The 26671-nt window shown below is 60.4% G+C and carries 23 protein-coding genes; 13 read left to right on the top strand and 10 right to left on the bottom strand.

Annotated features, from left to right (window positions below):
* Window positions 1-15: 15 nt before the first annotated feature.
* The 3 genes from HBF25_RS04550 to HBF25_RS04540 are packed head-to-tail and all read right to left on the bottom strand — an operon-like array spanning window position 16 to window position 3371.
* The gene (locus HBF25_RS04550) at window positions 16-990 is read right to left on the bottom strand and encodes a phage exclusion protein Lit family protein (RefSeq protein ID WP_166946750.1); all 975 of its coding nucleotides are present in this window, start codon (window positions 988-990) and stop codon (window positions 16-18) included.
* A complete protein-coding gene (locus tag HBF25_RS04545) occupies window positions 987-2402 on the bottom strand; it encodes a hypothetical protein (protein WP_166946749.1) in 1416 nt (471 codons plus the stop codon). Before HBF25_RS04545 ends, HBF25_RS04550 begins: the two co-directional genes overlap by 4 nt.
* A gap of 51 nt (window positions 2403-2453) precedes the next feature.
* Entirely contained in the window at window positions 2454-3371 is a 918-nt protein-coding gene (locus HBF25_RS04540) for a hypothetical protein (protein ID WP_166946748.1), read from the bottom strand.
* 242 nt (window positions 3372-3613) lie between these two features.
* On the opposite strand from HBF25_RS04540, the gene HBF25_RS04535 reads away from it, so the two are divergent.
* Window positions 3614-4651: a hypothetical protein gene (locus HBF25_RS04535; protein WP_208392410.1), complete on the top strand. Its 1038-nt coding sequence runs from the start codon at window positions 3614-3616 to the stop codon at window positions 4649-4651.
* 18 nt (window positions 4652-4669) lie between these two features.
* Window positions 4670-6439, top strand: a complete 1770-nt coding sequence (locus HBF25_RS04530; RefSeq protein ID WP_166946747.1) for a hypothetical protein — start codon at window positions 4670-4672, stop codon at window positions 6437-6439.
* A 93-nt stretch (window positions 6440-6532) separates the two neighbouring features.
* Here HBF25_RS04530 and HBF25_RS04525 read toward each other — a convergent pair whose 3' ends face one another.
* The 3 genes from HBF25_RS04525 to HBF25_RS04515 all read right to left on the bottom strand — a co-directional run bounded on the left by HBF25_RS04525 (window position 6533) and on the right by HBF25_RS04515 (window position 8334).
* Entirely contained in the window at window positions 6533-6790 is a 258-nt protein-coding gene (locus HBF25_RS04525) for a hypothetical protein (protein WP_166946746.1), read from the bottom strand.
* Between the two features lie 29 nt (window positions 6791-6819).
* Window positions 6820-7350: an isopentenyl transferase family protein gene (locus HBF25_RS22095; protein WP_166946745.1), complete on the bottom strand. Its 531-nt coding sequence runs from the start codon at window positions 7348-7350 to the stop codon at window positions 6820-6822.
* Between the two features lie 66 nt (window positions 7351-7416).
* Window positions 7417-8334, bottom strand: a complete 918-nt coding sequence (locus tag HBF25_RS04515) for an alpha/beta fold hydrolase (RefSeq protein ID WP_166946744.1) — start codon at window positions 8332-8334, stop codon at window positions 7417-7419.
* A gap of 89 nt (window positions 8335-8423) precedes the next feature.
* On the opposite strand from HBF25_RS04515, the gene HBF25_RS04510 reads away from it, so the two are divergent.
* Together HBF25_RS04510 and HBF25_RS04505 are read left to right on the top strand one after the other, a co-directional pair.
* Window positions 8424-8843 carry a MerR family transcriptional regulator gene (locus tag HBF25_RS04510; protein ID WP_166946743.1) on the top strand — a complete coding sequence of 140 codons (420 nt, stop codon included), beginning with the start codon at window positions 8424-8426 and terminating at the stop codon, window positions 8841-8843.
* A 180-nt stretch (window positions 8844-9023) separates the two neighbouring features.
* A complete protein-coding gene (locus HBF25_RS04505; RefSeq protein ID WP_166946742.1) occupies window positions 9024-10751 on the top strand; it encodes a right-handed parallel beta-helix repeat-containing protein in 1728 nt (575 codons plus the stop codon).
* A 102-nt stretch (window positions 10752-10853) separates the two neighbouring features.
* On the opposite strand, the gene HBF25_RS04500 is transcribed toward HBF25_RS04505, so the two are convergent.
* Window positions 10854-11663: an AraC family transcriptional regulator gene (locus HBF25_RS04500; protein ID WP_208392409.1), complete on the bottom strand. Its 810-nt coding sequence runs from the start codon at window positions 11661-11663 to the stop codon at window positions 10854-10856.
* Window positions 11664-11868: 205 nt separating this feature from the next.
* On the opposite strand from HBF25_RS04500, the gene HBF25_RS04495 reads away from it, so the two are divergent.
* Window positions 11869-12609, top strand: coding sequence for an SDR family oxidoreductase (locus tag HBF25_RS04495; protein ID WP_166946741.1), 741 nt, complete (start codon window positions 11869-11871; stop codon window positions 12607-12609).
* Window positions 12610-12741: 132 nt separating this feature from the next.
* On the top strand, window positions 12742-13890 hold the full coding sequence (locus tag HBF25_RS04490; protein WP_341778036.1) for an aldose epimerase family protein: 1149 nt from the start codon (window positions 12742-12744) through the stop codon (window positions 13888-13890).
* 49 nt (window positions 13891-13939) lie between these two features.
* Here the strand turns inward: HBF25_RS04490 and HBF25_RS04485 are convergent, their stop codons facing one another.
* A complete protein-coding gene (locus HBF25_RS04485) occupies window positions 13940-15922 on the bottom strand; it encodes a beta-L-arabinofuranosidase domain-containing protein (protein ID WP_243853037.1) in 1983 nt (660 codons plus the stop codon).
* A 169-nt stretch (window positions 15923-16091) separates the two neighbouring features.
* On the opposite strand from HBF25_RS04485, the gene HBF25_RS04480 reads away from it, so the two are divergent.
* The 4 genes from HBF25_RS04480 to HBF25_RS04465 all read left to right on the top strand — a co-directional run bounded on the left by HBF25_RS04480 (window position 16092) and on the right by HBF25_RS04465 (window position 19627).
* A complete protein-coding gene (locus HBF25_RS04480) occupies window positions 16092-16394 on the top strand; it encodes an ArsR/SmtB family transcription factor (RefSeq protein WP_166946739.1) in 303 nt (100 codons plus the stop codon).
* Window positions 16395-16458: 64 nt separating this feature from the next.
* A complete protein-coding gene (locus HBF25_RS04475; RefSeq protein ID WP_166946738.1) occupies window positions 16459-17421 on the top strand; it encodes a zinc-dependent alcohol dehydrogenase family protein in 963 nt (320 codons plus the stop codon).
* Window positions 17422-17582: 161 nt separating this feature from the next.
* Window positions 17583-18722: an epoxide hydrolase family protein gene (locus HBF25_RS04470; RefSeq protein ID WP_166946737.1), complete on the top strand. Its 1140-nt coding sequence runs from the start codon at window positions 17583-17585 to the stop codon at window positions 18720-18722.
* A complete protein-coding gene (locus tag HBF25_RS04465; protein ID WP_166946736.1) occupies window positions 18719-19627 on the top strand; it encodes an alpha/beta fold hydrolase in 909 nt (302 codons plus the stop codon). Before HBF25_RS04470 ends, HBF25_RS04465 begins: the two co-directional genes overlap by 4 nt.
* A gap of 131 nt (window positions 19628-19758) precedes the next feature.
* On the opposite strand, the gene HBF25_RS04460 is transcribed toward HBF25_RS04465, so the two are convergent.
* A complete protein-coding gene (locus tag HBF25_RS04460; RefSeq protein ID WP_166946735.1) occupies window positions 19759-20643 on the bottom strand; it encodes a LysR family transcriptional regulator in 885 nt (294 codons plus the stop codon).
* 121 nt (window positions 20644-20764) lie between these two features.
* Here HBF25_RS04460 and HBF25_RS04455 point away from each other — a divergent pair, with 121 nt between their 5' ends.
* Entirely contained in the window at window positions 20765-22519 is a 1755-nt protein-coding gene (locus HBF25_RS04455) for a CocE/NonD family hydrolase (protein ID WP_208392407.1), read from the top strand.
* A 254-nt stretch (window positions 22520-22773) separates the two neighbouring features.
* Window positions 22774-24543, top strand: coding sequence for an oleate hydratase (locus tag HBF25_RS04450; RefSeq protein ID WP_166946734.1), 1770 nt, complete (start codon window positions 22774-22776; stop codon window positions 24541-24543).
* A gap of 61 nt (window positions 24544-24604) precedes the next feature.
* Here HBF25_RS04450 and HBF25_RS04445 read toward each other — a convergent pair whose 3' ends face one another.
* A complete protein-coding gene (locus tag HBF25_RS04445; protein ID WP_208392406.1) occupies window positions 24605-25528 on the bottom strand; it encodes an AraC family transcriptional regulator in 924 nt (307 codons plus the stop codon).
* Window positions 25529-25622: 94 nt separating this feature from the next.
* On the opposite strand from HBF25_RS04445, the gene HBF25_RS04440 reads away from it, so the two are divergent.
* Window positions 25623-26669: an SDR family oxidoreductase gene (locus HBF25_RS04440; RefSeq protein WP_208392405.1), complete on the top strand. Its 1047-nt coding sequence runs from the start codon at window positions 25623-25625 to the stop codon at window positions 26667-26669.
* Window positions 26670-26671: the final 2 nt, after the last annotated feature.

Genomic DNA, 26671 nt, shown 5'->3' with positions numbered 1-26671 from the left:
GTTTCCCCTGCGCTTTCAACAGAGCCGGTCGAGCAGCATCTCGACCATCTCCTTGTTCGAGTGGGCGACAATGTCGAGCGGACGGTTTTCCTGCCGTATCAGCGCGATCAGGAGACAGGCCGTGAAGGCCCAGAATGATGAATCGGCTGGCAGAGTGTAGCCGCTGATCATCGCAGTCAGCCGTTCGGCGATCGGTGGGTATTGGCGATTGCCCCAATGTGCATGGCTCGGCGTCATCGCATGAATGATTACGGCGGCGAGCGTGATGCCCATTGCACGCTTCTGCTGGACCTGGGCGAAATCGTGTTCGTGTTTTTTTGCGTAGGCAGCGAGCCCGCTTGTCATGAAAGTGCGGGCATAGGCGTCACAGGCGATCTCCTCTTCAGGTAGCGTGGAGGGCGCGCTTTCATCGGCGCAGAACATGACGTGCTGGAATTCGTGTAGCAGCGCGAAGGCCAAGGCGAGCGCAACAAGGTCAAATGCCGCCATGTGCTGGACGTCGCCCAGACCATCACGGTCGGCGCTCGGCTGGGGGATGTCCGCCGGCCAGGAGATTTCGGAGGTCTGTTCTGCTGTGATGAGCGACTGGGCGGTGGCGATGCGCTGCTTGTAGTCGAATTCATATTGACCGCGTTCTGCATCGACACTGAGGGCTTGGTCGAGCGGCATCCCGCTGGATGTCGCGACAACCAAAGCCGGTGCGTACACTTCGATCGCACGCCACGAGCTGAAGCCAAGCAGCCAGAACAAGTCGATCGTCTTAGTGTCGAACTGGATACGCTTTGCGTCGGCGTTCATCGTCACGCCCTTGCTGCTTGGCGCGACCTCGACGGCATGGCCGTATTGGCGCCAAAGCCCGCTGATGTCGTCGGCTCGCTCGGGCACGGCGCCGCGCAGGAGGTGGAGGACGGTCGTCCGGTCAGATGGCTCATTCGTCATGGTCGGTGTCTCTTCTGTGTTCATGGGTGCCGGGTGGATGGCGACGGTCACGGCGGTCCGCTTTGGTCCCGCACCTCGCTCGTCGCAGAGGGTTCGCCGCCCATCTGCAGATGGGTGATCGATGAGATGACTGAATTCGCCCACATGGTGCTGCACTCTATGTCGCCGTCGCGTTCGAACCAGTGGGTCGCACCAGGGATGAGATCGAAGGGAATGGGATGTGTTGCCAGTGGGTTGTGAAACACCTCGAGCTCCTGACACCAAGCTTCGCCCCACGGCCAGAGCGCCTGGTATTCGGCGCTGTCGACGGCAAGGTTGAAATCGATAGGCTCCAATGCGCCCGGAGTTCGGTCGAAGAGAATGCCGCGCCTGGTCATCGTCAGCCCGGGCGGTCGCCATCCTGCCAGGAAACCCATACGGTTGAACTTGGCGAGCGTTGCCGAATTGCTGAAGACGACGGCCGAGAGGTGGGCGAAATCGGGGTCGCGAAAGAGCCCTGCAGGGATGCTGTGTTGGCCTGTCAGATTGGCAATCGGCACTCCAATTGCACGGCGCTCGGCGCCATCCCCAGCGACATCCGCGCGTAGGCCGTAAAGGTAGGTGGGAAGCGCCTCCCGGCTCCAGACCATGGAGCCGGAAACATGAAAGTCGGCGATCGCTAAGGCGAAAGGCAGCCCCTTTACATGCTCCAGTTCATGATAGTTGCGCTGGAGCTTGCCGCGCAGCGTCTTTGCGAAGCGCTCGGCGGGGTTGCCTGTCAGCCGTTCAATTCGATCCTTTGGGGCATGGACCCATTTCCCGATGCCGCCGGCGCGTGGGAGCTCGGAGTTTGCCGTAACCGCCTCAATCCAGCACGCATTGTCGTCCTTCTCGATCAGGAAGTCGGGAGAGACGTGGTCTTGTCGGACGCTCAGGCCCTGCTCACGGAAACAACTGAGAAGGTAGAGTTCGAACAGTCGGGAGGCGAAGTTGCCGGTTTGAAAATCCGAGACGAAATTGGCGTCGGGATTGGGTAGCGCGAAGTAGCATTCGCCGATTGCCATGAGCGCTGGCAGATGGCTGATCGTGCTTATTAGCAGATCGAACTCTGGGGACGTCCCACGCGGCCCAGGTTTCAGCAATAGTGGGCGACGCTTGGCCCCCGGCGGCAAGGGTTCCGCTGGATCGCCGGCACGCATGGCAATGCTGAGTCGGTCTAGTGTGGTCTCGGGCGTGGGGTAGGGGCCGCTTTCATCGACTTTGATCCAACTGTGGTCGATGCGTCGGCGCATGGCCAGACTGGTGAAAGCCCCTTTCGTTGGATCAAGAAGAATGCAGCCGGTTACGCCACCATTTCCGGCCTGGTAGGCGCTGAAGATATGTGCGGGGTCGAAATTGGGACCGCGTTCGAGCGACAGGGCGTAGAGCTCGAATTGGCGCTGGCTGATTGGGGTGATAAGTCGCGTCTCATCGGTTGGGGACATGGCCGGCCTCGTAGCTCCGTCTGCGGTAGGTGCTCGAACGCAACTTCATCGTCACAACAACTCCTCTGTGGCGAGGATATCGTTGGATTCCCATCCATCGCCTTGGCGGGTTGTCACGAACTCACGGTCCCAGACGCCCCAATTCACGGGCAGAGGAGCCTGTGCCAGGGGATTGTGAACATAGGTGATCGGTCGAACCTGGCGCGAGAGGTTGCCAAGGCCAACCCGTGACCAGATCACGCCCGAGATGTCGGCGAAGCGCTCATCGAGGAAGGCCGTGCGCGGGATTGGATTTCGTTCTCGATGGATCAAGGGAGCGGCGTGAAGGCCTTCTTCGAGGACATCACCTGTATCTCGGCAAATGGTGAGGAAAGCTCCGCCGATGGGGAACAACGTCGTCATGATGAGAGGTAAGGGGTGTTCGGGGACATACACGCCGAAGCGGCTGGCGTTGATCGCGATGATGCGGGTGTCTTCCGGCCCGATCACGCCCTGTTCGATGTAGCGGCTGATCTTCCGTGTCTTCGTCCAGAATGCCCCGGAGGTCCGAAGCTGCGCTTGACGGATCGGTGCGGCGACAAGGCCGCCGCCCTCATTGATCGGCACAGGGCGCACGATCTGGTCGGGCCCCGGAGCGCCTTCGTCTGGAGTGATAGCCTCAATCCAGATGCGGCGATCCTCTTCGAGGACGCATAGGTCGGGCTGGCCGCCTTCGCGCTGACGGTCGGTGACGGGCAATAACGTGCGTCCCATCCCAAGAAGCGTGCAACCCAGATACATTTCCCAGAAGCGCCCATCGACGTCACGTGCGAAGCCCTGGCGGAAGTCTGGATCCGCATAGGGCTCGTAGCGCCCCCACATCTCTTGCAGCATGGCGCGAAGTTGCTGCTCAATCGGAAGTTCGGCGGCCTTCAGGTTCTCGAACCCTAGATCGAGATTGGCGCCGTCAACGTCGAATAGATCACTCATTGTCTGATTGTTTCTAGATGAATATTGTCCTTTTCCTGTGAGCATATTACTAGTTGCGGGCGCGTCTCAAGGACGAAGCGGACGAAGCGGACGACGCTGACGACATCTCTAAGATCAATAGGGGGCCGAATTCGATCTGGAAGAGGTGCAGCGCGCTCTGGAGCCTCATGCGCCTGATATCCTAATGGCAGTTTGGCGGTGCGAGTGGCATTTCAACAACACTAATTTCTAAGAGATAACGCGTGTCCCAAGACAACATCAATAAAGAGTTCTATCGCGGGCCGCAAATGACGGTTCAGATGCAGCTGACTCCTGAGCAATATGCTGCCATGAAGGAATGGTCGGCGAGCATTCCCACCTTGCACTTCCTAGATATTTGCGTCGTCAATGCAACGAAGCTCTCTGCGGCCGCCCTGCAGAATGACACGCGCAAGGCAAGCTACGTCACACGCCTGCAAAGCCTGGATAGGCCCCAGCATTGCTTCTCGTACCTTTGTGCGCTGATTGAGAAAGTAAGCGACACGCGGGGAAGCGCCTCCGATGCTGAGCTGGAAGAGCAAGTCTTGAATGACATGGCCGCGTTACGGGCGTTTTTCAAGAATGCCCGTGTGTATGAGCCTGATGATTTCGTGATCAACTACCTTCGAGATTTGAGGCGCGCCCCGCACGAGCTCGCGAGGCCTAGCTATTTGAGCTTCCTCGAAACTATCAACAATCAATCCGGGCTCAAGGACCCGGTGTCGCCTGCGCTCAGGTTCCAGAAAGCCGCAGAGATATTGAGGGAGGCAGATGCGTTATCAGTAGCAAGGCAGCATCCAGTAGTTCTGCTAACGCTCGCTTGTCTCTACGGAAACCAAGCAGCGAGGAAGCTTATGAAATTCAAGGCAGACCCGCAAAAATTCAATGCCGAGAATGCGTTGGCTGACATCATGGCGATATCAAGATTTGCGAGCCTCAAGTTGGAGGTCGAGCACGTCGGGCGACAAGGTGGCAGCTACATGCGCTCGGAGTTCCTCACCGACGACGATGGACTCGTCGGTGTGTTCAAGTGCTTTGAGGCAAAGGCCGTGAGGCATGAACAAAAGGGAGATGCCTACGAGAGTCGGATTGAGGTTAGTGTCAAGCTGGAAGAACTTCTGACCGACCTCGCGGCCAAGCGTCGGGTCACGCCGAGCCATATGGAAGGAGCGACAGAGCAAGGGCCCGATGAGTATGAGCAGATCCTTAACTTATTGGTCCAAGCACCGGAAGGTGCATCGGAGCCGGGTGATCACTCTTGAAACCTTACGAGAAGAATTATGCCGTTTGATTACCTGGCAGCATTTCCCATCCCAGCTCACGTCCTGCCACCAAGGCTGCGCGGCCTGTTGGAGCCTGTCGGCTTGTCGCCAGAACAAGTCGTGGAGGTCGCCTCCATGCACGAATCCGATCTACATGGGGGGCAGGCCGAGCACCTACATCTGCTAATGGCCGTGGTTCCTGGGCTGGATGAAGGGGGCATAGAAGTTCCTTCTGAAGCCGGCAATGGTGTGGTTGAGTATTCCGTACCTGCGGGTGATGAGCGTGGCTGCTCCGCCAGTTTCGTTCCGTCAATATCGGGGTATGACTATATTGTTGCGGCATGGGGTAATGGCTCTTTCTACACCTTCAATCTAGCCGAGAAAGTCTGGATGACGCTTGGACTGACACCCCGTTGTGTCGGGAACGATCAGCAGCGTTTGGTCTACGACGACTTGGGTCTCCCAGAGATTGGTGTGGCAGAGGGAGAGGTTTCCAGTGACTATCACTGGAGCTTGAAGAGATCGGTCAGTTGGCGCATGTCGAATGAGTACCTCCGTCGCTACCTTTGGTTGCGAGGAGCCCGAGGCGTGCGCGTCTTCTACTACTCAGCCTTGCTACCGGATGGCCCGGAAGTCCGCGCAATCATGGGAGGAGAGCCCCATCTAGTCCGTAAGCCCGCTGAGGGGGTCGCTTGGTATGAGCTCGACATTCGCGAGCATAGAGGCGGACTTCTCCTCCAACTGTGGGCTTCAGTTGAGGCGGTGATGCCAGATCTTTGTCCGGAGCAGACCGCTGAAGGCATTCAGTGGCCTGGTGATGCTGAACCCATGACTCACGCACGTGCGAACGCCTTGGTGGGACACGATACGGTTTATCTCGACGATCGGTTTTTGGAGAAGTACGAACAGAGCGTTTTCTACGACTCGACGCCAGCTCATGTTTGGGATAAGTGGTCCTGTAGCCCATCGTACCGGGGCCAGTGGAGTTTTACTGAATGCCAGCGAGTCGGACGAAATCTAATCCAGGTGCCGATGCGCGAGTTGTATAAGCCAAAACCAGATCGTGAAATAGTGCACGCCAGATCCTTTGCGATTGATCCGGCCGGCTTGGCGCACGTGGACCTGGAAGAAGAGCATGTGGTCGCCAAGGTGCAGCGGCTGCTGGATGTGCTTCTACGATTGGGCGATGGACTTTCCGCCCTAGGTGCAACCGTGGGATTGAACAAGTCGGCAGTAGAGCTGACCGGCTTTGATCGTGCAGAGGTGGCAGCCAATGGTTGGCTCGCCTATCCGGCTCTCGGTCGGTTGGCCCAGGTTGCGCCGTTGAACATGACGCAGCAGATGTTCCTCGCTCGCTGCAAAGGCTTGCACGAGGTGTGGCAGCGCCTTCCAAACGGATACCTCAAGTTATTGTTGGAGCGGGCTGGATGTCCGAAGGGAGCTGTCAAGGAGCTAGGAAGTCTTCGGTTGCTGCAAGCACTCTTGAACGTCATCGAAGGGCTGAATGCTCACGAGGAGGCAAGCGATGCCTTTGCCTCAGCTAAAGAACCAGAGGGTTGGAACGATCGCAATGAATCCACGGCCCCCTTGTTCTTGAACAACGATCTAAGAATCGCCGATGCGCACGAGGCCGTTGAGCGGTGCTTGACGACTCTGCAGCGGCTTGGCTTCGACATAGCAAACGTCAACTCAGGCTACGGACGGGCACTCGATTTCGTCTTGGACGGCGTTATCAATGCCTTAAGGACAGTGGCCACAGCTATCGAGAAACTGCTAAGGCCAGCGTAGGCAGACCAATAGAAGATGGGAGAGGGGACAGAACTCGCTGTCTCCTGTATCTTGCGAGGTGATCGATGATGTCGTCGCTAGAGTCGTCGCCCCTCAAACTTTTCCATCTTCCGCGGCAGAGAAAGCTCTCGTCGGATGACGGTAAAGGCGACGGTAATGGCCCATGTCGATCATCGCAAAACCCTTTAACCACGCGGGTTTACGAGACCTGTTGATGATCGAGTGGGGAGTGATCCGTTGCCCGATGTGGCTCGGTAGTAAAAAGTATTGAAGATCACCAGAGCCCGCGTAAATGCGGGCTTTTTTACACATGGTCTGGTGCTGCGTTGCCAGTAGCGCGATGAGCGGCATGCGAATGACTCACATCCGGCCTGGGCGACTCAGATACCGAGCCGTTCCAATTGGCAGAAGCGATTGATTGCGTCCGGCTGCCCCAGCTTCAACTTTGGCAAATCGATGCTCTCAAACATCTCCGCATATCGTCGCCGGTTTGCTGGGGTCGCGACGGCAATGTGGTGGATCATTTGCCATTTGATGCTATCGACGCTGCCTTCCAGCGCACCGGGCCGATGACGTTCGAACCACGTACGACGGAAGTACCGAAGAAGGCTGGTCGTCGAGGAAACGTCAAGCAGTATGAGTCCCGTAGCGCGTGCCAGGCGCTGTGTGATGCATTGAGTGTAGTTTCCTTCCATAACCCAGCTTTCTCCCTTTATCGCTGCGTCATGGAGACATAAAAATTCGGCTTCCGGTCGCGGTTGCCAGTCGGTATTGGGCTCGTGGAACAAGCGGTCGAGGTGCACAACGGGCAAGCCTCGCTTACGCGCGATAGCATTGGCCAAGGTGGACTTGCCGCTGTTGGAGGGCCCCATCACGCAGATGCGCTGGCCCAGGTCGTCGAGGCAGGTCATTGGGTATGGTCTTCCTTCAAGAGGCGCAGCTCGCTCGGTCCGACTTGGATGAGATCGATGCCGAATCTAAGGTTTCGAATGGCCGTCGATGTCGTTGATGAAATCCACCACGTCGCGGTTGAATCGCTCCGGCTGCTCCTGGAAAGGCGCATGTCCCGCTCCGTCATACAGCATGTTTCGAATTCGTGCATTCACACCCTTGGCCCTCGCCAGCGATGGCCCAACCTTTACCAGCGCATCGTCCGAACCATAGATCAGTACCATCGGCACGGTAGTCCGCCCCAGGCCCTTCACCAGCGGGATCGTCATCGAAGGAACGGCCCTTTGCATATCCCATGACGCCAGCGCTGCATTGGCGAGCAGACGCTCAAAGACTGGGCGATCCGGTTGCTTCTTAAAGCATAGTGCGAGGAAGGTACGCTCGCCATCCAGATGCGTCTTCAGGTCCGGAGCGGTCATGTCCCGATAGACCTCCGGGTGGGCAACGATCTGGTCGGGCGTCAGTTCGATGACCCCATCGACGTAGATCACTCCCTTAATGTCGCCATCGCCATAGGCAGCAAGGTAATGGGTGATAACGGCAGCACCCAGTGACCAACCCACCAGCACCGGCTTGCGAGCGTGCGTGGTCTTGATGACCGCCGCGAGATCGTCTGCCCAGCGGCGCCCATCCGTATAGGCTTCTGTCCCGGCCGGCTTGCTCGACATGCCATGGCCGCGAAGGTCGTATGTGATGAGCCGATAGTGCTGGAGAAGGGGGCTGCTTACCTGAGCATCCCAATTCAGGCGACTGCCGAGCAGTCCGTGGACGAAGACGATCGGAGGGCCCTCGGGGTTGCCTGATTCCTGGACGGCCAGGGTGACGCCATCAGGGGCAACGGCCGTGTATTCGCGGGTGGCAGCCAGCGCGGCGGGCAGGGCGGACATCATGGTGATGGTTACGAGAAGCAGGCAAAAAGCGCGGCGGAGCATTCGAGCGTGCATGGGTTGGAGGTCCTGGATCATTACGATCCGCGCAGTCTCAACCCTCACACTGATGTGAGAGTCAAGCGAACACGCTATCTTTCTCCCGCATGAAGTCGCCATCCCCCAAAGATCTGTTGACCATCGGTGAACTGGCCCACGAAACAGGCGCCAGTCTTCGTTCGATACGGCATTACGACGAGCACGGGTTGCTCGCCTCGGCACGGGCCGGTAACGGCTATCGCCTTTTCCCCGTCGCCGCCATTACCCAGGTCAGGCAGGTCCAACGACTGATCGGCGCGGGGTTCAGCATTGCTGAAATCCGTTCGTTCCCTGGCTGCATGCTCATGGTCGAAGGTGCGGCGGCGTGCCCCGAGACGGCGCCCCTACAACATGCCCGGCTTGCGGCTATCGAGCGTCAGATGGCGGATCTGGAGCGCAGACGGAACCGTCTGCGTTCGATGCTGGCCGAGGCTGCGCCTCCGGAGCCGGTCGCCGCCTCGCGTCGCTTACGAAAGTCGAAAACTTGATTGTCTTGACCATTTCAATCGCCAATCACCATAAGGTGCTTTCCGTCACTTAGACGATTGGCGGGCTTTCGCGGCGAAGGCGGCAGGAATAAGTTCTTGCGACCCCTCCCCGCCGAGCTGAAAACCGTGAAAAAACAATTTATTAACCGCACCTCATTGTTTGCGTGCGCCGGACTCGCCATGGCCTTCAGTCATGTCGCCATGGCCCGGGTCAGTGTCACGGTTTCCCCCAGGGACGCGTCGCTTGCGGCCAATGGCCAGCAGCGGTTCGTCGCGAATGTCACGGGCGGGACCACGCGTGACGTGACCTGGCTGGTGAATGGCGTGCCGGGCGGCGCACCCAGCCTGGGTACCATCAGTGCCGATGGCCTGTATCAGGCACCGGCCGGTGAAGCGGGGCGCGTCCAGGTGTCCATCGCCGCGGTATCGAAGGACGATCCCTTGTCGTCGGACGCCACCTCGGCATCGGTGGCTGCGCCGGTGACGGCAGGGAAAACCTACTATGTCGCGCCGAATGGCGACGATGGCGCTGACGGCAGCGCCGCGACGCCATGGCAGACGGTCCAGCATGCTGTCGACAATGTGTCTGCCGGCGCGACCATCCAGCTGGCCGCAGGCACCTATAACGAGCTGGTGACCGTGTCAGCCTCAGGCTCAGCCTCGGCGGGATATATCACGATCACCTCCGCCGACGGACAGAAGGCGATTCTCGATGGCAGTGGGCTTGAGGCATCGGGAAACCAGGGAATCATCACCCTGGGCAGCGTGAGTTACGTGCGGATCAAGAACCTGGAGCTGAAGGGGCTTGAGTCGGGCGTGGCCGACAATGTTCCCGCTGGTATCTACATGGAAGGCAGCGGCGACCATATCGAGATTCGTGACAACGATATCCACGACATCAAGACCACGCTGGATACCTCCGACGGCAACGCGTTTGGCCTGGCGATCTATGGCACGACAGCCAAACCCATCAGCAACGTGATCATCGACGGCAACAAACTGCATGACCTCACGCTGGGTTACAGCGAATCGCTGTCGGTCAACGGCAATGTGACCAACTGGCAGGTTACGCATAACACCATTCATGGCAACAACAATATCGGTATCGATGCCATCGGCCGTGAAAAGACCGCGCCGGTCGACGACCAGGCACGCAATGGCTGGATCGCCGATAACGAGGTTTACGACATCACCTCCACGAAGAACCCGGCCTACGACTTCCAGCCGGCTGCCGGCGGCATCTACGTGGACGGCGGGGCGTTCATTACGATCGAGCGCAACAGCATCCGCACGTCGGATATCGGGATCGAGCTGGCGAGCGAGCGTGACGGGAAGATCACCAGCAACATCGTTGCCCGGAACAATGTCCTGCGGGACAACATCGTGACGGGCATGTCGATCGGTGGCTATAAGCTCAAGGCGGGGGGCACCACCTATTCGTCCGTGATCAACAACACTTTCGTCAACAACGATACGTCGATGTCAGGCTCGGGAGAATTCCAGATCCAGTTCCACGCCGAGGACAACCTGGTGGCGAACAATATCTTCTATGCGAACAAGCAGGGGCTGTTCCTCAACAGCATCGATCCGAATGGCCCGACGCCGGCCCGGTTCGAGAACAATGTTTACTTCACCACGGGTGGCACGTCGAAGGCGACGTGGAAGTGGCATAACGTGAACTCTCGCTCGCTGGAAGACTTCCAGAACAAGAGTGGGGCTGTCCGCGGTTTGATGGCTGATCCGCTCTTCGTCAACACGGGAAAATACCCGCTGCGTATTTCAGCGAATTCGCGTGCCGTGGCCTACGGTCTCAATAAGGGACTGGTGCTCGAAGGTCCGCAGGATCAGTCGGGAGCATCACGCCTGTCGCAGGATGGTAGCCTGGATGTGGGCGCACTTCAGCACTGATCGCGAAAAAAGGGGGTTGTCGTCCAGCCCCTTTTACGATCATCGGTACATCTGAAGACTCCGGCATCGCGATCGTTCGCGATGCCGGAGTCTTCGATCACATCACTGCCGTAGCAACGCCGCATCCACCACCGGTGGAACGCCAAACGCCTTCTTGTACTCACGACTGAACTGGGAAGCACTGGCATAGCCGGTCGCAAAGGCCACGGAAGTCACGTTGCCTGCCCCTGAAGCGAGCCGGCCACGCGCATCCAGCAGGCGGATATACCGCTGATAGGCCAGCGGCGAATGCCCGGTAATGGCCTTGAAGTGTCGATGAAACGAGGTGACGCTCATGCCAATCGATTCGGCGAGCTTTGTCACGCTCATGGGCTGGTCGGCATGCTCGCAGATCCAGTCCGCCGCGATCTTGATCTGGCTGAAGCGCGCGCCGTTATGGCCCATCTGGCGGAGCCTCGGGCCCATGGGGCCCTGCAACAGGCGATAGAAAAGCTCCCGTTCGAACTGGGGTGCCAGCACCGGGATGTCGGCGGGCGTATCCAGCAGGCCGAGCAGGCGGCCCAGGGGTTCCAGGATGCTTTCTTCCGCCTTGCCCGTCGAGATGGCACCCACTGGCTCGTCGCTTCGATCAGGCATGTCCATCATCAGGCTGGCAATCACGCCCGCGTCGAGCATCACGTTGACGCCGATATAGGGTGCCTCCGGCGTCGCGTCGGTCACCTGGGAAAGAAACGGCAGCCCGACCGAGGCGATGCAGCATGAGCCTGCGCAGAAGTCGGATGTCTTTCCGGCGAAGGTGAGTCGTTTTCTGCCTTGAAGCATTATGTAGAACGTCGGCTCGAACAACGCCGGAATCGGCTCGGTCGGCGCTTCGGCCGACCAGATGACCAGCCGGGGCACGGCGGTCTGCACGCGGAGACCTGCTCTATGACGGTTCGCTATCGCGATCAGATGGGCGAGCAAAGGGGCGTCTCCTTACCGGGTGATGTATGCCAGCCGATCTCGAAGCTAATCAAATTGGCAGGATCAGGCAAGTCTCTGGCGTGATGAGGGATGCTCGTCCGGCGTTCGCGGGCGAAAAATAGACCATCGCCACCACACGTCAAAGGATGCTTTCATGTCGAGTAAACCTGTTGCCCTCATCACTGGCGCCAACAAGGGCATTGGCTTCGCCATCGCACGCCAGCTGGGTGAACGCGGCTATTCCGTCTGGCTGGGATGCCGTGATGCAGGGCGCGGCGAGAAAGCTGCCGCCGAACTGCGTAGCGCCGGCCTCGATGCGCATGCCATCACGCTCGACGTAGCGGACGCCCAGAGCGTGGCAGCCGCCCGTACGCGACTTGAGAGCGAGGTCACTGCCCTGGACGCGCTTGTGAACAATGCAGGCATCAGCATTGGGACGACAACGCGGGCCAGTGAAGAATCCATTGACGACATGCGCCTCATGTTCGACGTGAACACGCTGGGGCCGATGCGAGTCACCCAGGCCTTCCTGCCGTTGCTGCGTCGAGCGGAGGGCGCACGCATCGTCATGGTCAGCAGTTCGCTCGGCTCCATCAGTGAGACGGCCGACATGAGCGGCCTTATCTGGACCGTGGGTTATCCTGGCTACAGCGCATCCAAGAGCGCATTGAACATGCTGACCGTGAAGCTCGCCAAAGAGCTGCTTGACGAAGGCATCAAGGTCAATGCCATCAATCCCGGTTACGCAGCAACCGACCTCAACGGGCACAGCGGCTATCGCCGTGTGGAAGATGCAGCGGTTGCCGCCGTGGAGCTGGCGACACTCAGCCCCATGGGGCCTACCGGCGGTTTCTTCCATGATGGCCATGCGCAGCAATCACGGCATGGCTGGTGATGGGGAAGGGCCCATCCGTCGCCATGCTGCGACGCGCAACGAAAAGTGCCGCATAAAAAGATACTTGCGCATTAATCATACAATATGCTTGCATGCGGCATCCCGATAAGGGCTATGGAAGGAGTGCCGGACGTGCAACGTATAGTGCTGGTTGGTGCCTTATGCGCGGCGATGGCGATAACCGCCTCGACGCACGCGGCCGAAGCAAAGCGTGAAAGCTTCGGCACGCTGCCCGATGGAACCAGGGTGGATGCCGTGGCGCTCGACAGCGGCCATGGCGTGAAGATCCGCGTCATGGCCTATGGCGCGGGCTTGCAGGAAGTCATCACACCCGACCGGCAGGGTCATGCCGCCAATATCCTGCTTGGTTACGCCAGGTTCGATGATTACGTGAAAAACCCGCAGTATTTTGGCGCCACGGTGGGTCGTTATGCCAACCGCATCGCCAAGGGTCACTTCACGCTAGACGGCCATGACTACACCTTGCCGGTCAATAACGGCCCCAACTCGCTTCACGGTGGTACCAAGGGTTTCGACAAGGTGCTGTGGACGATGGGTGACGTGAAGAGCAGTGCGGACAGTGCCAGCGTCACGTTCACCTACGTCAGCCCCGATGGCGACATGGGCTATCCGGGCAAGCTCACGGCCACTGCTACGTACACGCTGGACGCGCACAACCGACTGACCCTTGTCTACGGCGCCACCACCGACAAGCCGACCATCGTCAACCTCACCAACCATGCTTACTGGAACCTGGCGGGCGAGGGCAGTGGTTCGGTCATGGACCAGCGGCTGACGATCCCGGCCGATCAGTACATACCGGTGGACGCCACGGCGATTCCGCTGGGTGACATCAAGCCCGTGGCGGGTACCCCGTTCGATTTCCGCAAGGGCAAGCCGATCGGCCAGAACGTGCGTGAGTCCGAGCAGCAGCTTCTCAATGGTCGCGGCTACGATCACGATTTTGTCATCGCGAAGGACATCGCCAGGGAGCCGCGTTTGGTAGCGAAGGTGGAAGATCCGGTGTCGGGCCGCACCATGACCTTGAAATCAACCATGCCCGGCTTGCAGTTCTACTCGGGCAACTTCCTCGATGCGACCAGCGTCGGCACGGGAGGCCATATGTATCGCCAGGGTGATGCCTTCGTACTGGAACCGCAGCTCCATCCGGATACGCCGAACCATCCGTCTTTCGGTTCCGCACGACTGGCACCGGGTCAGCAGTACAGCCACACCATCGTGTATGAATTCGGCACGACAGCTGAAGGAAGCAGGCACTGAGATCACTGGCGAACGAGCGCCGGGGAGGGCGCTCGTTCGTTAGATTGCTTCAGGCTGGCATGACGGGAAACGACGTGATGCGAAGCTTGGCGCCGGCATAAGGCACCAGTCGCAAGGTGGTGACCGGTTCGTCTTCCATCGCTGGCGTGGCGGGCACGGGTTCGGCGGCGCCTTCTTCCGCCTTCCATGAGGCCAGTCGCCCCTTCACCTGAAGTGTCACGGCGGGTGTGGCGCCTGCAAAAGGGCGCTTGCCGACGTCATGGTGTTGCGCGGTGGCGTCAGTCGCCACGGCGTAATTCCAGGCCGAAGTGGGATACACCTGCCAGTCGTTGGTGAGCCCGCGTTTGCGCCACTTGACCCAGGCCTCACCCACGGGCAAGGAAAACACCAGGGCGCCCCGCGTGAAACTGATCGAATCGTTGTATCCCTTTTCCGCGATCACATCGGCGGGAAAGGAGAGTCGGATCGTGTCCCCCGTGGACCACCGACGCTCGATGGTGACGAAACCCTCCCGTAGACTCACCTGCACGGATTCTCCGTTGATGCGTATCGACGGCGAACGACACCATGCAGGTATGCGCAGGCGAATGGGAAACTCCACTGGCGAGTCGGGCTTGAGGGTTATCGCGATGTCGTCGCGGAAGGGGTAATCGGTTTCCTGCTCGATCTGCACGGGTACGCCGCGAGCCACCGCGTTGACGCAGCAGGGTGCGTATACCGTGGCGGCAAGGCCTCCATCGGCGCAGGCCATCCACAGGCTCGCCGTCAGCTTCGGCCAGCCCTGGTGGAAGTTCGCCGTGCAGCAGCCGAAATGAGGATCGAGGCCGAACAGGTTGGCCTCGGGGCCATTGGTGGTCCATGGCCTGCGATGCAGGCTGCATTCCACCTGGTTGGGTTGCTGGTCGTACTGGTGCGCCCACATGTCGTCGGTGAATGCGCCCGGCAAGGCGTTGTAGGCGATGCGTTCGATGCGGTCGCCCAGTGCCGCATCACCGGTAATCGCCAGCGCCACTTCCAGCGAATACATGGCTTCCACCACCGTACACAACTCGACGCCTTGCGATGGATTGCGGCCGGCCAGATGCTCGTCGGCGGAATACATGCCATTGGCCAGACCGTGGTACTGGTCGAGCTGGGCAAGCTGGTGATGTATGGCGGCACGATCATTTGCATCGCGCGATATCAGCGACCAGACGGGAGAGGCCTTAAGTGCCTGGGCGATATTCACGCCATGCACCTGCAAACCGTCGTCTTCCATGAAGGCGTTCTTGCCGCCCTTGGCTTCTACCGTCTTCGCATCGGTTTTTTCCCGGAAGGGAAACACGGCGAACATGCCTTGCCAGTCGTAGCCCTGTTTTTTCAGTAGCGCGGCAAGGTCCAGCAGCTTCGGGTCCTGCGTGCGCGTGTAAAGCCAGAGAAGGCAGGCCACTTCATCCTGCCAGCGCATCCGGCCCCAGTCGCGCAACGGGCGCTCAGGCAGGGCTTCGAGCTGGTAGTGAAAATAGCGGGTCATGAACGGTATGACGCGCGCATCGCCGGTCAATTCCTGGTACTGCGTCAATGCCTTGAGCATGACCATGCGCGGCCACCAGTCGTCATTGCTCTTCGGGCCGAACATGCCGTTGGCCCAGGGATGGTCCAGCGTCCAGTCGACGAAGCGCTGCGCTTTCGCCTTCAAGGTGGGCGAGTCGAGCTGCCATGCAAGGGGTAGCAGGCCATCGAGGTAGTACGGTCCGCGTTCCCACGATTCCCCGGTGCCACCCAGCCAGCCGCTATTGGGACCGAGATCCGGCCATGTTTCATCCACCCGACCGCCGAGGCCCGCCGCCTGGATTTCCAGCTGACGGCGCAACCAGCCCGAAGGGCGAATCGATCCTGCCGGTAGCAGCTGGAAGGGCTGGGGAGCGAGAGGTGCTGGTGGAAAGGTCGCGGCGGCCTTCGGGGCCACTGTTGCACCCACTGCGCCTGGCGGCAGCAGCGACGTCACTGCGCCCATGACGGAGGCTTTCAGAAAGCCCCTGCGACCGGACATGCTCGGATCGTGCATTCGGGAAAACCCTCTCGCTTCATACCCTGAAAGCGAAATGTACGACTATTTGACGGTTATGAAAGCGCCCCGCGTGAGCGGCGCCTACTTGCCTTAATACGCTCGCGCGGAGGACGCGCATTGACATATCGGTAAATCCCGATATTATCGCGCCATGGAACTGCTCGAGATATTCAAAGCCCTCTCAAACCGGACCCGCCTCGACATCCTGAAGGGGCTGAAGGATCCAGCGAAGAACTTCCCACCTCAGGACGAAGGTGACGTTCATACCGTGGGTGTCTGCGTCAGCAGCATCCAGGAGGGCGTGGGGCTCTCGCAATCGACGGTGTCCGATTACCTTGCCACGTTGCAACGGGCGGGGCTGGTTGAAGTCAGGCGCATCGGTCAGTGGACGTACTACAAGCGGAACGAAGCCACCATCAGTGCACTTGCCCGGATCATCGGCAAGGAACTGTAGTTTCGTTCTGCTCCTATATATCGATAATTCCCGATATCCCTTTTTAACGAAACGAGGAAACACCATGCAGGCGCTGGTACTGACATCCTTTGGCGGGCCGGATTCATTCGAGCTTTGCGACGTCGCCCGGCCCATGCCGCAGGCGGGCGAGATTCTGGTGCGCGTACATGCCACCTCCATCAATCCGCTGGATTACCAGGTGCGCCGTGGCGACTATCCAGACCTCGTGCCCTTGCCGGCGATTACCGGGCATGACGTATCCGGCGTGGTTGAAGACATCGGCCCCGGCGTGACGGCGTTTTCCCCGGGAGACGAGGTCTGGTACACGCCGCAGATATTCGAAGGGCAGGGAAGCTACGCGGAGTATCACGTGGCTGCCGAAGGTATCGTGGGGAAGAAACCCGCCGCATTGAGCCATCTGGAGGCCGCCAGCCTGAGCCTGGTGGGCGGCACGGCATGGGAGGCCCTTGTCGTGCGTGCCGGATTGCGCGTGGGTGAAAGCATTCTCGTCCATGGTGGTGCCGGAGGCGTTGGTCATGTGGCCATACAGCTGGCGAAGGCCATCGGTGCCAGGGTCTTCACGACCGTGCGGGAAGCCAATGCGGAATTCGTGAAACGGATGGGCGCCGATGGGGTCATCGACTATGAGAAGCAGGATTACGTCGAAGCCATCCTGCGTGAAACGGATGGCCATGGCGTCGATGTGGTGTTCGACACCATCGGTGGCAGCACCTTGTCGCACAGCCCGGATGCGCTTGCCCAACTGGGGCGCGTGGTATCGATCGTGGACATTGCGAAGCCGCAGAACCTTATCCATGCGTGGGGCAAGAACGCGAGCTATCACTTCGTCTTTACCCGGCAGAACCGCGGCAAGCTCGATGAATTGAGCGCCCTGGTGATGCGGGGCCAGTTGCGGCCGCATGTGGGGGCCGTCTACTCGCTGGCAGATATTCCACTTGCGCATGCGCTCCTGGAAACGCCGAATAATGGGCTTCAAGGGAAGATAGCCATAGCAGTTTGCGCGTAAGCCTGGCTGGGAGGCTTGCAGCGAGCGCAAGGCATCCTGTGTAAAGCATGTGGTTCGATATGCGGCGCGGGGTTCACATCCAGTGATCAGGTTGACGTCTAGTCTGCCGGGAAGTTTTCCATGCCTGCGCTGTAACGGCGCGGCATTCCCCGGAGGACGTCATGATTTCACCGTATACGATTCATGTTGCCGATGATCGCCTCGCCGCCATCAAGGCGAAAGTCAGTACGTATGACTGGCGCCAGCTTCCGGATGCCGGTGGCTGGGAGGCCGGTGTCGGTATCAACGACCTGAAACGCCTGGTCACTTACTGGCTGCATACGTACGACTGGCGTGAAGTCGAGGCCCGTCTTAACCAGCACCCTAACTTCATCGCCGACATCGACGGTAACCATCTCCATTTCGTTCACGTGAAGGGTGACGGATCGAAACCACCTCTGCTGCTGCTTCACGGCTGGCCGGGTTCGTATCTTGAATTCGAGCGCCTGTGGGGGCCGCTGGCGGCGGATGGTCACGACGTCATCATTCCTTCGTTGCCGGGCTTTGCGTTTTCCCGGCCTATTGCCGGCGTCACCGGGCCGCGCCGGGCTGCCGCGCTCATGCATGGGCTGATGACGCAGCTGTTCGGTTCATCGCGCTACATCATCCAGGGCGGCGACTGGGGGCACGGCATCGCGGCCTGGGCGGCGCATGACCGGCCCGATGCCGTGCTGGGCATTCATATGAACATGGTGAACCTCCATGCCAGCGATGCGCGGCCCGTCACGCCCGAGGAAAAGGACTTCGTGGCCCGGCGCGACAAGCTCACGGACTGGGAGAGTGGTTACAACCACGAGCAGGAAACACGCCCGCAGACGCTGGGCGTTGCCCTGGCCGACAGTCCCGTAGGGGCGGCCGGCTGGATACTCGAAAAGTTTGGCAAATGGTCCGACCTGCCGAAGACGGCGGATGGCAGCCCCGATATCTGGAGCAAGTATTCCGAAGAAGAACTGCTCAACCACATCATGCTGTACCTGGGGCCATCCTCGATGGTGACGGCTACCTGGATGTATCACGGTAAGCGCCTGGAAGGATCGGGGATCTTTCCGGCAGGTACGCATGTCGCGGTGCCCACGGGCGTGGCCGCGTTTCCAGACCCGGTATTCATACCGCCGCCGCGCTCGTTCGCGGAAAAGACCTATAACGTCGTGCACTGGACGGATATGCCTGAAGGCGGCCACTTCGCCGCCTGGGAGCAACCGGAACGGATGCTGGCGGATTTCCGGGCCTTCATTGCCCAGGTTTCGAGGGTGAAGGCATGAATGCGCATGCCATCCGCCACGCGGAAACCAGCACGCTGAGAATCGCGTATCTGGAGCAAGGGCCCTCCGATGGCTGGCCTGTAGTGCTCTCGCATGGTTTTCCCTATGACGTGCACGCCTTCGACGATGTCGCTCCGGCGCTGGCCTCCGCGGGCGCCCGTGTCGTGCTGCCTTATACGCGCGGTTTTGGCCCGACACGTTTTACATCCGATGCAGCCATGCGTAACGGGCAGCAGGCGGTGCGTGGCCTCGACATCGTCGAACTGGTTGACGCCCTGGGCATGGGGCGCCCGATCCTTGCAGGCTTCGACTGGGGTGGCAATGCGTCCTGCGTGGCTGCCGCGCTGTGGCCTGAGAAGGTCGGCGGGCTGGTGTCGTATGCCGGGTACGACATCATCGATGTGGCCGCGCAGCGTCATGCGTCTGTGCCATCGCTGGAACGTGTGTGCTGGTATCAGCATCTTTTCCAGACCGAACGCGGCCGTGAATGCCTGACGGCGCATCGGCGTGAGTTGTGCCTCCTGCTCTGGCAGGAGTGGTCTCCTGGATGGCGATTCGACCCGTCGATGTTCGAGCGGACGGCGATCGCCTTCGACAACCCGGATTTCGTGGACGTGGTGATTCATTCCTATCGCCATATGTTCGGGCTGGTAAAGGGAGAGCCGGCATTACAGGCGCTGGAAGACCGGTTGGCGAAGAAGCCCGTCATCACGGTGCCTTCGGTGACGCTCGATGGCAGGAAGGATCCGCTCAAGCCGGGCGGGACGGCGGGGCATGCGTCGTTGTTTGCAGGAGCGTATGAGCACCATGTCGTCGAGGCGGGTCATAACGTGCCGCAGGAGGTTCCCGAGGCCTTCGTGCGGGCGGTCATGCGGGTGCACGAGATGATGAGCGCTCCGATGTAAACCCTTAAAGGACAACGCAGCCTTGTAGGAGCGCGCCTCGCGCGCGACAGCTTTCAGAAATACGGGCCGCCCGGGTATGCGATGCCTTTCTGCATGACCGGTCGCGCGCAGGCGCGCTCCTACAGGGGGTGTCAGGGCGTGGGGAGGATCTTGCCTGCCTGTATGAGATCTTGGCATAGCTCTTTCAGCACGCCCGTGGCTTCTCTCGTGGCCCGGGTCATATGGCGGCCTCTCGCCATTGCAAGCACGCGATCCGAACGTATCCACGGCAGCGCAGCGGCGGATAGCTTCCCTTCGCGTACCTCGTGATGAATGCCTGAGAATGGCAATGTGCCGTAACCCAGCCCCATGGCCGCAATCTGCTTCAGCGGCGTGCTGCTCTCCACCTTCACGGAAGACGGCACGCCCGGCCCGAAAAGATGGCGGCCGAAAGGTACGACGGCACGCGGCAGGTTACCGAACTCCTTGCGCGTGAGCTTGCCACGTGCAAGCAACGGATCGCCTGGTGGCCCGAATACGAAGACCTGCTCGGTGACCAGTGTGTCGTAGACCAGATGCTTGTTGGGCTGTGGCGAGGTCACGATGGCGAGGTCGATATCGCCACGGATCAGCCGGTCGCTCATGACCTCCGTCAGGCCTTCGCTCAGTTCCAGTCGTACACGGGGAAAGCGCTCGGAGAACATTTTCACCAGCGGCGCGTAGAAAAGCTCGGCGAGGCTGGCGGGGGCGCCCAGCCGAACGGTGCCGGTGGGCTCGCGGTTGTCCGTGCGCACCTCTTCCTTGATGTCGTCCAGCATGCCCAGAAGCCAGCGGCCGCGCTCCAGCAGCAGCTTGCCGGACTCGGTGGGAACCACGCCGCGGGCGGTACGTTCCAGCAGTGCGCCACCCAGTTCATCCTCCAGGTCTTTCACATGCCGGCTCAGCGCCGATTGCGCGATGTTCAGCGCACTGGCTGCGGAGCTGAAGCCCCCGCGTTCCGCCACGGCGACGAAGTAACGGATCTGGCGAAGGTCCATGGCAGCCGTCCTATCTCATGTTGAGATACTGAGTATCTTAATTATGTATTTGAAAGATAACAGTTCCGGCGTTTGAATGGCGGTGCGGGTAACCAAACGTCAATTGATCGAGGAGAACGCCATGGACCAAGCACGCGATATGGGCCGGACCGAAACCACGCACGGCATGCGGGTGATCTGGGATGCCCCCATCCCGATGGACGATGGCGTGGTGCTGCGCGCCGACATCTTCCTGCCGGAGGCCGAGGGCCACTATCCGGTGATCATCACCTCGGGCCCGTACGGCAAGGGCCTGGCGTTCCAGGATGGCTACAAGGGCAGCTGGGAGCGCATGATCGAGTCCTTCCCCGAAATCGTCGAAGGCACAACCTCCTCGTTCCAGGTGTGGGAGCTGGTGGACCCCGAAAAGTGGGTACCCGATGGCTTCGCCTGCGTGCGCATCGATGGTCGTGGTTCCGGTCGCAGCCCCGGCAAGATCGAGCTGATGTCGAAGCGCGAGATCAAGGACTTCTACGACTGCATCGAGTGGGCAGCCGACCAGCCGTGGAGCAACGGCAAGATCGGCATCAACGGCATTTCCTATTACGCCATCAACCAGTGGCTGGTCGCTGCGATGCAGCCGCCCCACCTGGCCGCCATCTGCGTATGGGAAGGCGCCACCGACTGGTATCGCGACTGGTCCCGGCACGGCGGCATCCTGAGCCAGTTCGACCAGGTATGGTTCAAGGGCCAGGTGGCTTCGCAGCAGCATGGCCTGGGCGAGCGTGGCGCGAGAAGCCGCCTCAATGGCGAACTCGTGACCGGACCTGAGACCCTTTCGCCCGAAGTGCTGGCCGGGAACATCGTCTATTGCTACGACGAAGAGCTGCAACGACCGCTTGATGGACCTTATTACCGAGAGCGCACGGCGGATCATTCGAAGATCCAGGTCCCGCTGCTCTCTGCCGCCAACTGGGGTGGCATGGGCTGTCACCTGCGTGGCAATTTCGAAGGCTATCTCGCCGCCGGCTCCAGCCAGAAGTGGCTCGAAGTGCATGGAAACACCCACTTCGCCCCGTTCTACCGTAACTCGGGTGTGGAGTTGCAGAAGCGCTTCTTCGGTCACTTCCTTAAGGGCGAGGACACAGGCTGGGATCGCCAGCCACCGGTGCAACTGGCCGTGCGTCGTCCGGGCGAGCATTTCATGACCCGCGCAGAGCAGGAATGGCCGCTGGCGCGCACACAGTGGACACGCTACTACCTCGATCCTGAAACCCGCAGCCTGTCGCTCACACCGGAGCCATCCGCCCCGGTGGGCTACGACACCATGGGCGATGGATTGATCTTCTCGCTGCCGGTGTCGAATCACGAGGTGGAGATCACAGGCCCCATCGCCGTACGCCTGTTCGTGTCATCGGACACGACGGATGCGGATATCTTCCTTGCCTTGCGCCTGTACGATCCGCAAGGCAAGGAAGTGCTGTTCATCGGCGCCAACGATCCGCGCATGTGTATCGCCCTGGGCTGGCTGCGCGCCTCACATCGCAAGCTCGATCCACAGCGCAGCCTGCCTTATCGCCCCTACCATACGCATGACGAGGTGCAGCCCCTGGTGCCCGGCGAGCCCGTGGAATTGATGATCGAAGTCCTGCCGACCTGCATCGTGGTGCCGGCCGGCTATCGCCTCGAACTGAACGTGCGCGGCAAGGATTACGAGCATGGCCTGGGCGATGCGCGGGGCCCGGACGAAATCTACACGATGACGGGCGCGGGTCCGTTCCTTCATGCCGAGCCGAAGGATCGTCCGGCGGAGATCTTCGGCGGAAAGAACGTGCTGTATTTCGAGGAAGGCCGGGAGCCCTACATCCTGCTGCCGATCATTCCGCCGGCCGGGTAATGCTGCTCCTGCATCTGGCGATCGAAAGCCGGCCGCGCCACCCTGGCGCGGCCACGGCTTTCGATCACCCATCTGGGTACCGGAAAAATTGCCGGCGATCAGGTTTTACCGCTTCTGCCATATCCATGGCGTCTCAAATCGGTAGGATGGACCTGGTATGCCAGAGGGGGATTCCCTGGCGGCAAGGCACTTCCTGCCGCATTCCCGCTGGCGTCAGCTCCCCGCACTGACTCTTCCAGGACAAGGAACGACGCATGTATTACAGCAGCGGTAATTACGAAGCCTTTGCACGTCCGCGCAAACCCGAGGGCGTGGACAACAAGACCGCCTGGTTCGTGGGCTCGGGCCTGGCATCGCTGGCCGGCGCGGCCTTCCTCATCCGCGACGGGCATATGCAGGGCGAACGCATCACCATCCTGGAGCAGCAGCACCTGCCGGGTGGTGCGCTCGATGGCCTGGACGTGCCGGAGAAGGGTTTTGTCATCCGCGGTGGCCGTGAGATGGAAGATCACTTCGAATGCCTGTGGGATCTTTATCGCTCGATTCCTTCCCTGGACGTGGAAGGTGCCAGCGTGCTGGACGAGTTCTACTGGCTCAACAAGGATGACCCGAATTATTCCTTGCAGCGGGCGACCGTCCGGCAGGGCCAGGATGCGCACACCGATGGTTTGTTCACGCTGACCGAGCAGGCGCAGAAGGACATCATCAAGCTGTTCCTCGCCACGCGCGAGGATATGGAAAACAAGCGGATCAACGAGGTGCTGGGCAGCGATTTTCTCGCCAGCAACTTCTGGCTGTACTGGCGCACCATGTTTGCCTTCGAGGAATGGCATTCGGCGCTGGAGATGAAGCTTTACCTGCATCGCTTCATCCATCACATCGGCGGTCTTCCGGATTTTTCCGCCCTGAAGTTCACGAAGTACAACCAGTACGAATCGCTGGTCCAGCCGCTGGTGAAGTATCTCCAGGACCATGGCGTGACGTTCCAGTACAGCACGGAAGTCATCGACGTGGACTTCGACATCCAGACCGGCCGCAAGCAGGCCACGCGCATCCATTGGTTGCGCGACGGGGCACAGGGCGGTGTCGACCTCGGTCCGGATGATCTGCTGTTCATGACCATCGGCTCGCTCACCGAGAATTCCGACAACGGCGACCACGCCACGCCGGCAAAGCTTAACGAAGGCCCGGCACCGGCATGGGATCTGTGGCGTCGCATTGCCGACCATGACCCCGCCTTCGGCAGGCCGGATGTATTCGGCTCACATATTCCCGAGACAAAATGGGAATCCGCCACGGTCACGACGCTGGATGCACGCATCCCGCAGTACATCCAGTCTATTGCCAGGCGCGATCCTTTCAGTGGCAAGGTCGTCACGGGCGGCATCGTCAGCGTGAAGGATTCCAGCTGGCTGCTTAGCTGGACGGTGAACCGCCAGCCGCATTTCAGGAACCAGCCTAAGGACCAGATCGTGGTCTGGGTCTACTCGCTGTTCGTGGACAGGCCGGGCAATTACGTGAAGAAGCCGATGCAGGAATGCACGGGCGAAGAAATCACCCGCGAATGGCTCTACCACCTCGGCGTGCCGGTGGAACAGATCGACGAACTAGCTGCGACGGGTGCCAGGACAGTCCCGGTGATGATGCCTTACGTCACCGCTTTCTTCATGCCGCGCCAGGCGGGCGATCGTCCCGACGTGGTGCCCGAGGGAGCCGTCAATTTCGCCTTCATCGGCCAGTTCGCCGAGTCGAAGCAGCGCGATTGCATCTTCACCACCGAGTATTCGGTGCGCACGGGGATGGAGTCGGTCTATACGCTGTTGAATGTGGAGCGCGGCGTACCTGAGGTATTCAATTCCACGTACGACGTACGCACCCTGCTGGCAGCCACGGGTCGCTTGCGCGATGGCAAGGAGCTTGATATTCCGGGGCCTGCGTTCTTGCGCAACCTGCTGATGAACAAGCTGGACAAGACGCAGATCGGCGCGTTATTGCGTGAGTTCAGGCTGGTGACGGACGACTGAAGCGTTCCGCGCATCATTCTGCCATCTGCACAAACTTGTGCAGATGGCAGGCGCATGTGAATCAGTCAGTCGCAGTCGTGGCCAGCCGGTACGCCCTGGGCGAGCTTCCCGTAACGCGCTTGAACGCACTGCTGAAAGCGCTTTCCGACGCATAGCCCAGCGACTGGGCCAGCACGGCAATCTGGCTCTTGCCCTCGCGCAGGGCCCTTTCCGCCAGGCGCATGCGCCATTCCGTAAGATAGGCCAGTGGCGTCACGCCCACATTCGTACGGAAATGCAGGGCAAAGGTTGTGCGCGACATCGCGCACGCGCTGGCCAGTTCGTCGAGCTGCCATGCGCGTGCCGGCTCGCCGTGCATCATCCGTAACGCGGGGGCAATGCGGGGATCGCCCAGCGCACGCAACCATCCGGCCGGCATCGGTGCGGCGGTTTGCAGGTGCGCGCGAAGGATCTGGATAAAGAGCAGCTGCGCCAGCTGTGCCGAGGCCAGCTGCGTGCCGGGCTGATCGCTGGCGCGCTCCTGGACAAGCTGGTCGAGCAGCCAGCGGAAGGCTGTGGCCTGCGGGGATGCGGCCGGCTCGTGGATCCAGGGTGGCAGTACATCGGCCAACAGCTGCGAGCTTGCCGGGTCGAGCAGTACGTGGCCGCCGATATGGGCGAAGTCGGCGCCGTCGCCTATCGTCACCCTCGATTTGCCGGCTCCTGAAAACACGCTCATCGCATCGACGGGCGGCAGGTCGGAATCGCTGGAAAGCACGAAGGTCCGTTTGGCGGACAGCAGGCCGACATCGCCGGTGTTGAAAAGAACGGGTGCCGGTTCGCCGTCGATGCGGACCCAGCAGGCTCCTTTGACCACGGCGAAGAACTTGATCTTGTCCGGGGCGGGAAACTGCAGGGACCAAGGGCCACCGGCCGTGAAGCCTCCCGTGACCAGCGATTGGGCACTGGTGAGCTTCAGGATGTCGGAAAAAGGGTCGCTGCTCATGGCCGTACTATCGCGAAAGTAATCCGCACTTTCAATTATTCAAAGTCCGGATGCTCCTGCCTAACCTATGTACCAGGTTAATCGGGATATCGACATGAACGACAAGCTGGTACTCGTCACCGGGGGCACGGGGTTTATCGCCCAGTATTGCATCCTGGCCCTGTTGCGCGAGGGTTATCGCGTGCGCACCACGATCCGTACGCCGGGCAGGGAGATGGAGGTACGTCGACATCTGAAGTCGGGAGGGGCCGAGCCTGGAGATCGGCTGTCCTTCGTCATCGCCGATCTGGGTGACGATCATGGCTGGGCCGAGGCCGTGGCTGGCTGTGCCTATGTGATGCACGGTGCGTCGCCCACGCCATCGGGCAACCAGGTGCGCGAGGAAGACTGGGTCAGGCCTGCGGTGGACGGCAACCTGCGGGTGCTTCGTGCAGCCCGCGATGCTGGCGTGAAACGCGTGGTGCTCACTTCTGCCTTCGGTGCGATCTGTGCGGGCCATCCTTCAATGACCCGTCCCTTCAATGAAACCGACTGGAGCAACCTGGAGGCGGCCGATATCTGGCCTTACCAGAAGTCGAAGACGCTTTCGGAGCGTGCTGCGTGGGATTTCATTGCGCGTGAAGGAAACGGACTGGAGTTGTCGGTGATCAACCCCACCGCCGTGCTTGGTCCTGTGCTGGGCGCTGACTACTCGCACTCTGTGCGGCTGATCACAAACATGCTGAAGGGCCAGCGCACGTGTCCCAAGGTGAATTGCGGCATGGTCGATGTGCGGGATCTGGCCGACCTGCACGTACTGGCAATGACGAATCCAGCCGCGAATGGCGAGCGTTTCCTGGCGACCTCAGGCGACAGCCTGTGGCTAATCGATATTGCGAAGGTGTTGCGCAAGCGCCTGGGTGCGGCGGCGCGCAAGGTACCGATGTGGCAGATGCCCAACTGGATGGTACGCCTCGCCGCCCGGCGAAACCCGGCCCTGAAAGGCGTGGCAACCCTGGTGGGGCGAAGCATGAATTCCACGAGCCAGAAAGCCGAGAGGCTGCTCGGTTGGTCGCCGCGTTCTCGCGAGGATGCCATCGTCTCCTCGGCGCAAAGCCTTATCCACCTTGGCCTGATTGACGACGCCAGGACGGTGTCCTGAGG

Origin of the sequence: Luteibacter anthropi (genome assembly GCF_011759365.1) — a bacterium.
GTDB classification, from domain to species: Bacteria; Pseudomonadota; Gammaproteobacteria; order Xanthomonadales; family Rhodanobacteraceae; genus Luteibacter; species Luteibacter anthropi.
This window is presented reverse-complemented; position numbering and strand designations above follow the sequence as displayed.

Excerpts from the sequence above, each read along its gene's own strand:
- HBF25_RS04460 (WP_166946735.1), bottom strand. The coding sequence starts at position 20,643 with ATGGACCTTCGCCAGATCCGTTACTTCGTCGCCGTGGCGGAACGCGGG.
- HBF25_RS04530 (WP_166946747.1), top strand. The coding sequence starts at position 4,670 with ATGCCGTTTGATTACCTGGCAGCATTTCCCATCCCAGCTCACGTCCTG.
- HBF25_RS04445 (WP_208392406.1), bottom strand. The coding sequence starts at position 25,528 with ATGAGCAGCGACCCTTTTTCCGACATCCTGAAGCTCACCAGTGCCCAA.
- HBF25_RS04475 (WP_166946738.1), top strand. The coding sequence starts at position 16,459 with ATGCAGGCGCTGGTACTGACATCCTTTGGCGGGCCGGATTCATTCGAG.
- HBF25_RS04545 (WP_166946749.1), bottom strand. The coding sequence starts at position 2,402 with ATGTCCCCAACCGATGAGACGCGACTTATCACCCCAATCAGCCAGCGC.
- HBF25_RS04495 (WP_166946741.1), top strand. The coding sequence starts at position 11,869 with ATGTCGAGTAAACCTGTTGCCCTCATCACTGGCGCCAACAAGGGCATT.
- HBF25_RS04485 (WP_243853037.1), bottom strand. The coding sequence starts at position 15,922 with ATGTCCGGTCGCAGGGGCTTTCTGAAAGCCTCCGTCATGGGCGCAGTG.
- HBF25_RS04510 (WP_166946743.1), top strand. The coding sequence starts at position 8,424 with ATGAAGTCGCCATCCCCCAAAGATCTGTTGACCATCGGTGAACTGGCC.
- HBF25_RS04515 (WP_166946744.1), bottom strand. The coding sequence starts at position 8,334 with ATGCACGCTCGAATGCTCCGCCGCGCTTTTTGCCTGCTTCTCGTAACC.
- HBF25_RS04440 (WP_208392405.1), top strand. The coding sequence starts at position 25,623 with ATGAACGACAAGCTGGTACTCGTCACCGGGGGCACGGGGTTTATCGCC.
- HBF25_RS04455 (WP_208392407.1), top strand. The coding sequence starts at position 20,765 with ATGGACCAAGCACGCGATATGGGCCGGACCGAAACCACGCACGGCATG.
- HBF25_RS04505 (WP_166946742.1), top strand. The coding sequence starts at position 9,024 with ATGGCCTTCAGTCATGTCGCCATGGCCCGGGTCAGTGTCACGGTTTCC.
- HBF25_RS04540 (WP_166946748.1), bottom strand. The coding sequence starts at position 3,371 with ATGAGTGATCTATTCGACGTTGACGGCGCCAATCTCGATCTAGGGTTC.
- HBF25_RS04465 (WP_166946736.1), top strand. The coding sequence starts at position 18,719 with ATGAATGCGCATGCCATCCGCCACGCGGAAACCAGCACGCTGAGAATC.
- HBF25_RS04525 (WP_166946746.1), bottom strand. The coding sequence starts at position 6,790 with ATGCCGCTCATCGCGCTACTGGCAACGCAGCACCAGACCATGTGTAAA.
- HBF25_RS04480 (WP_166946739.1), top strand. The coding sequence starts at position 16,092 with ATGGAACTGCTCGAGATATTCAAAGCCCTCTCAAACCGGACCCGCCTC.
- HBF25_RS22095 (WP_166946745.1), bottom strand. The coding sequence starts at position 7,350 with ATGACCTGCCTCGACGACCTGGGCCAGCGCATCTGCGTGATGGGGCCC.
- HBF25_RS04450 (WP_166946734.1), top strand. The coding sequence starts at position 22,774 with ATGTATTACAGCAGCGGTAATTACGAAGCCTTTGCACGTCCGCGCAAA.
- HBF25_RS04470 (WP_166946737.1), top strand. The coding sequence starts at position 17,583 with ATGATTTCACCGTATACGATTCATGTTGCCGATGATCGCCTCGCCGCC.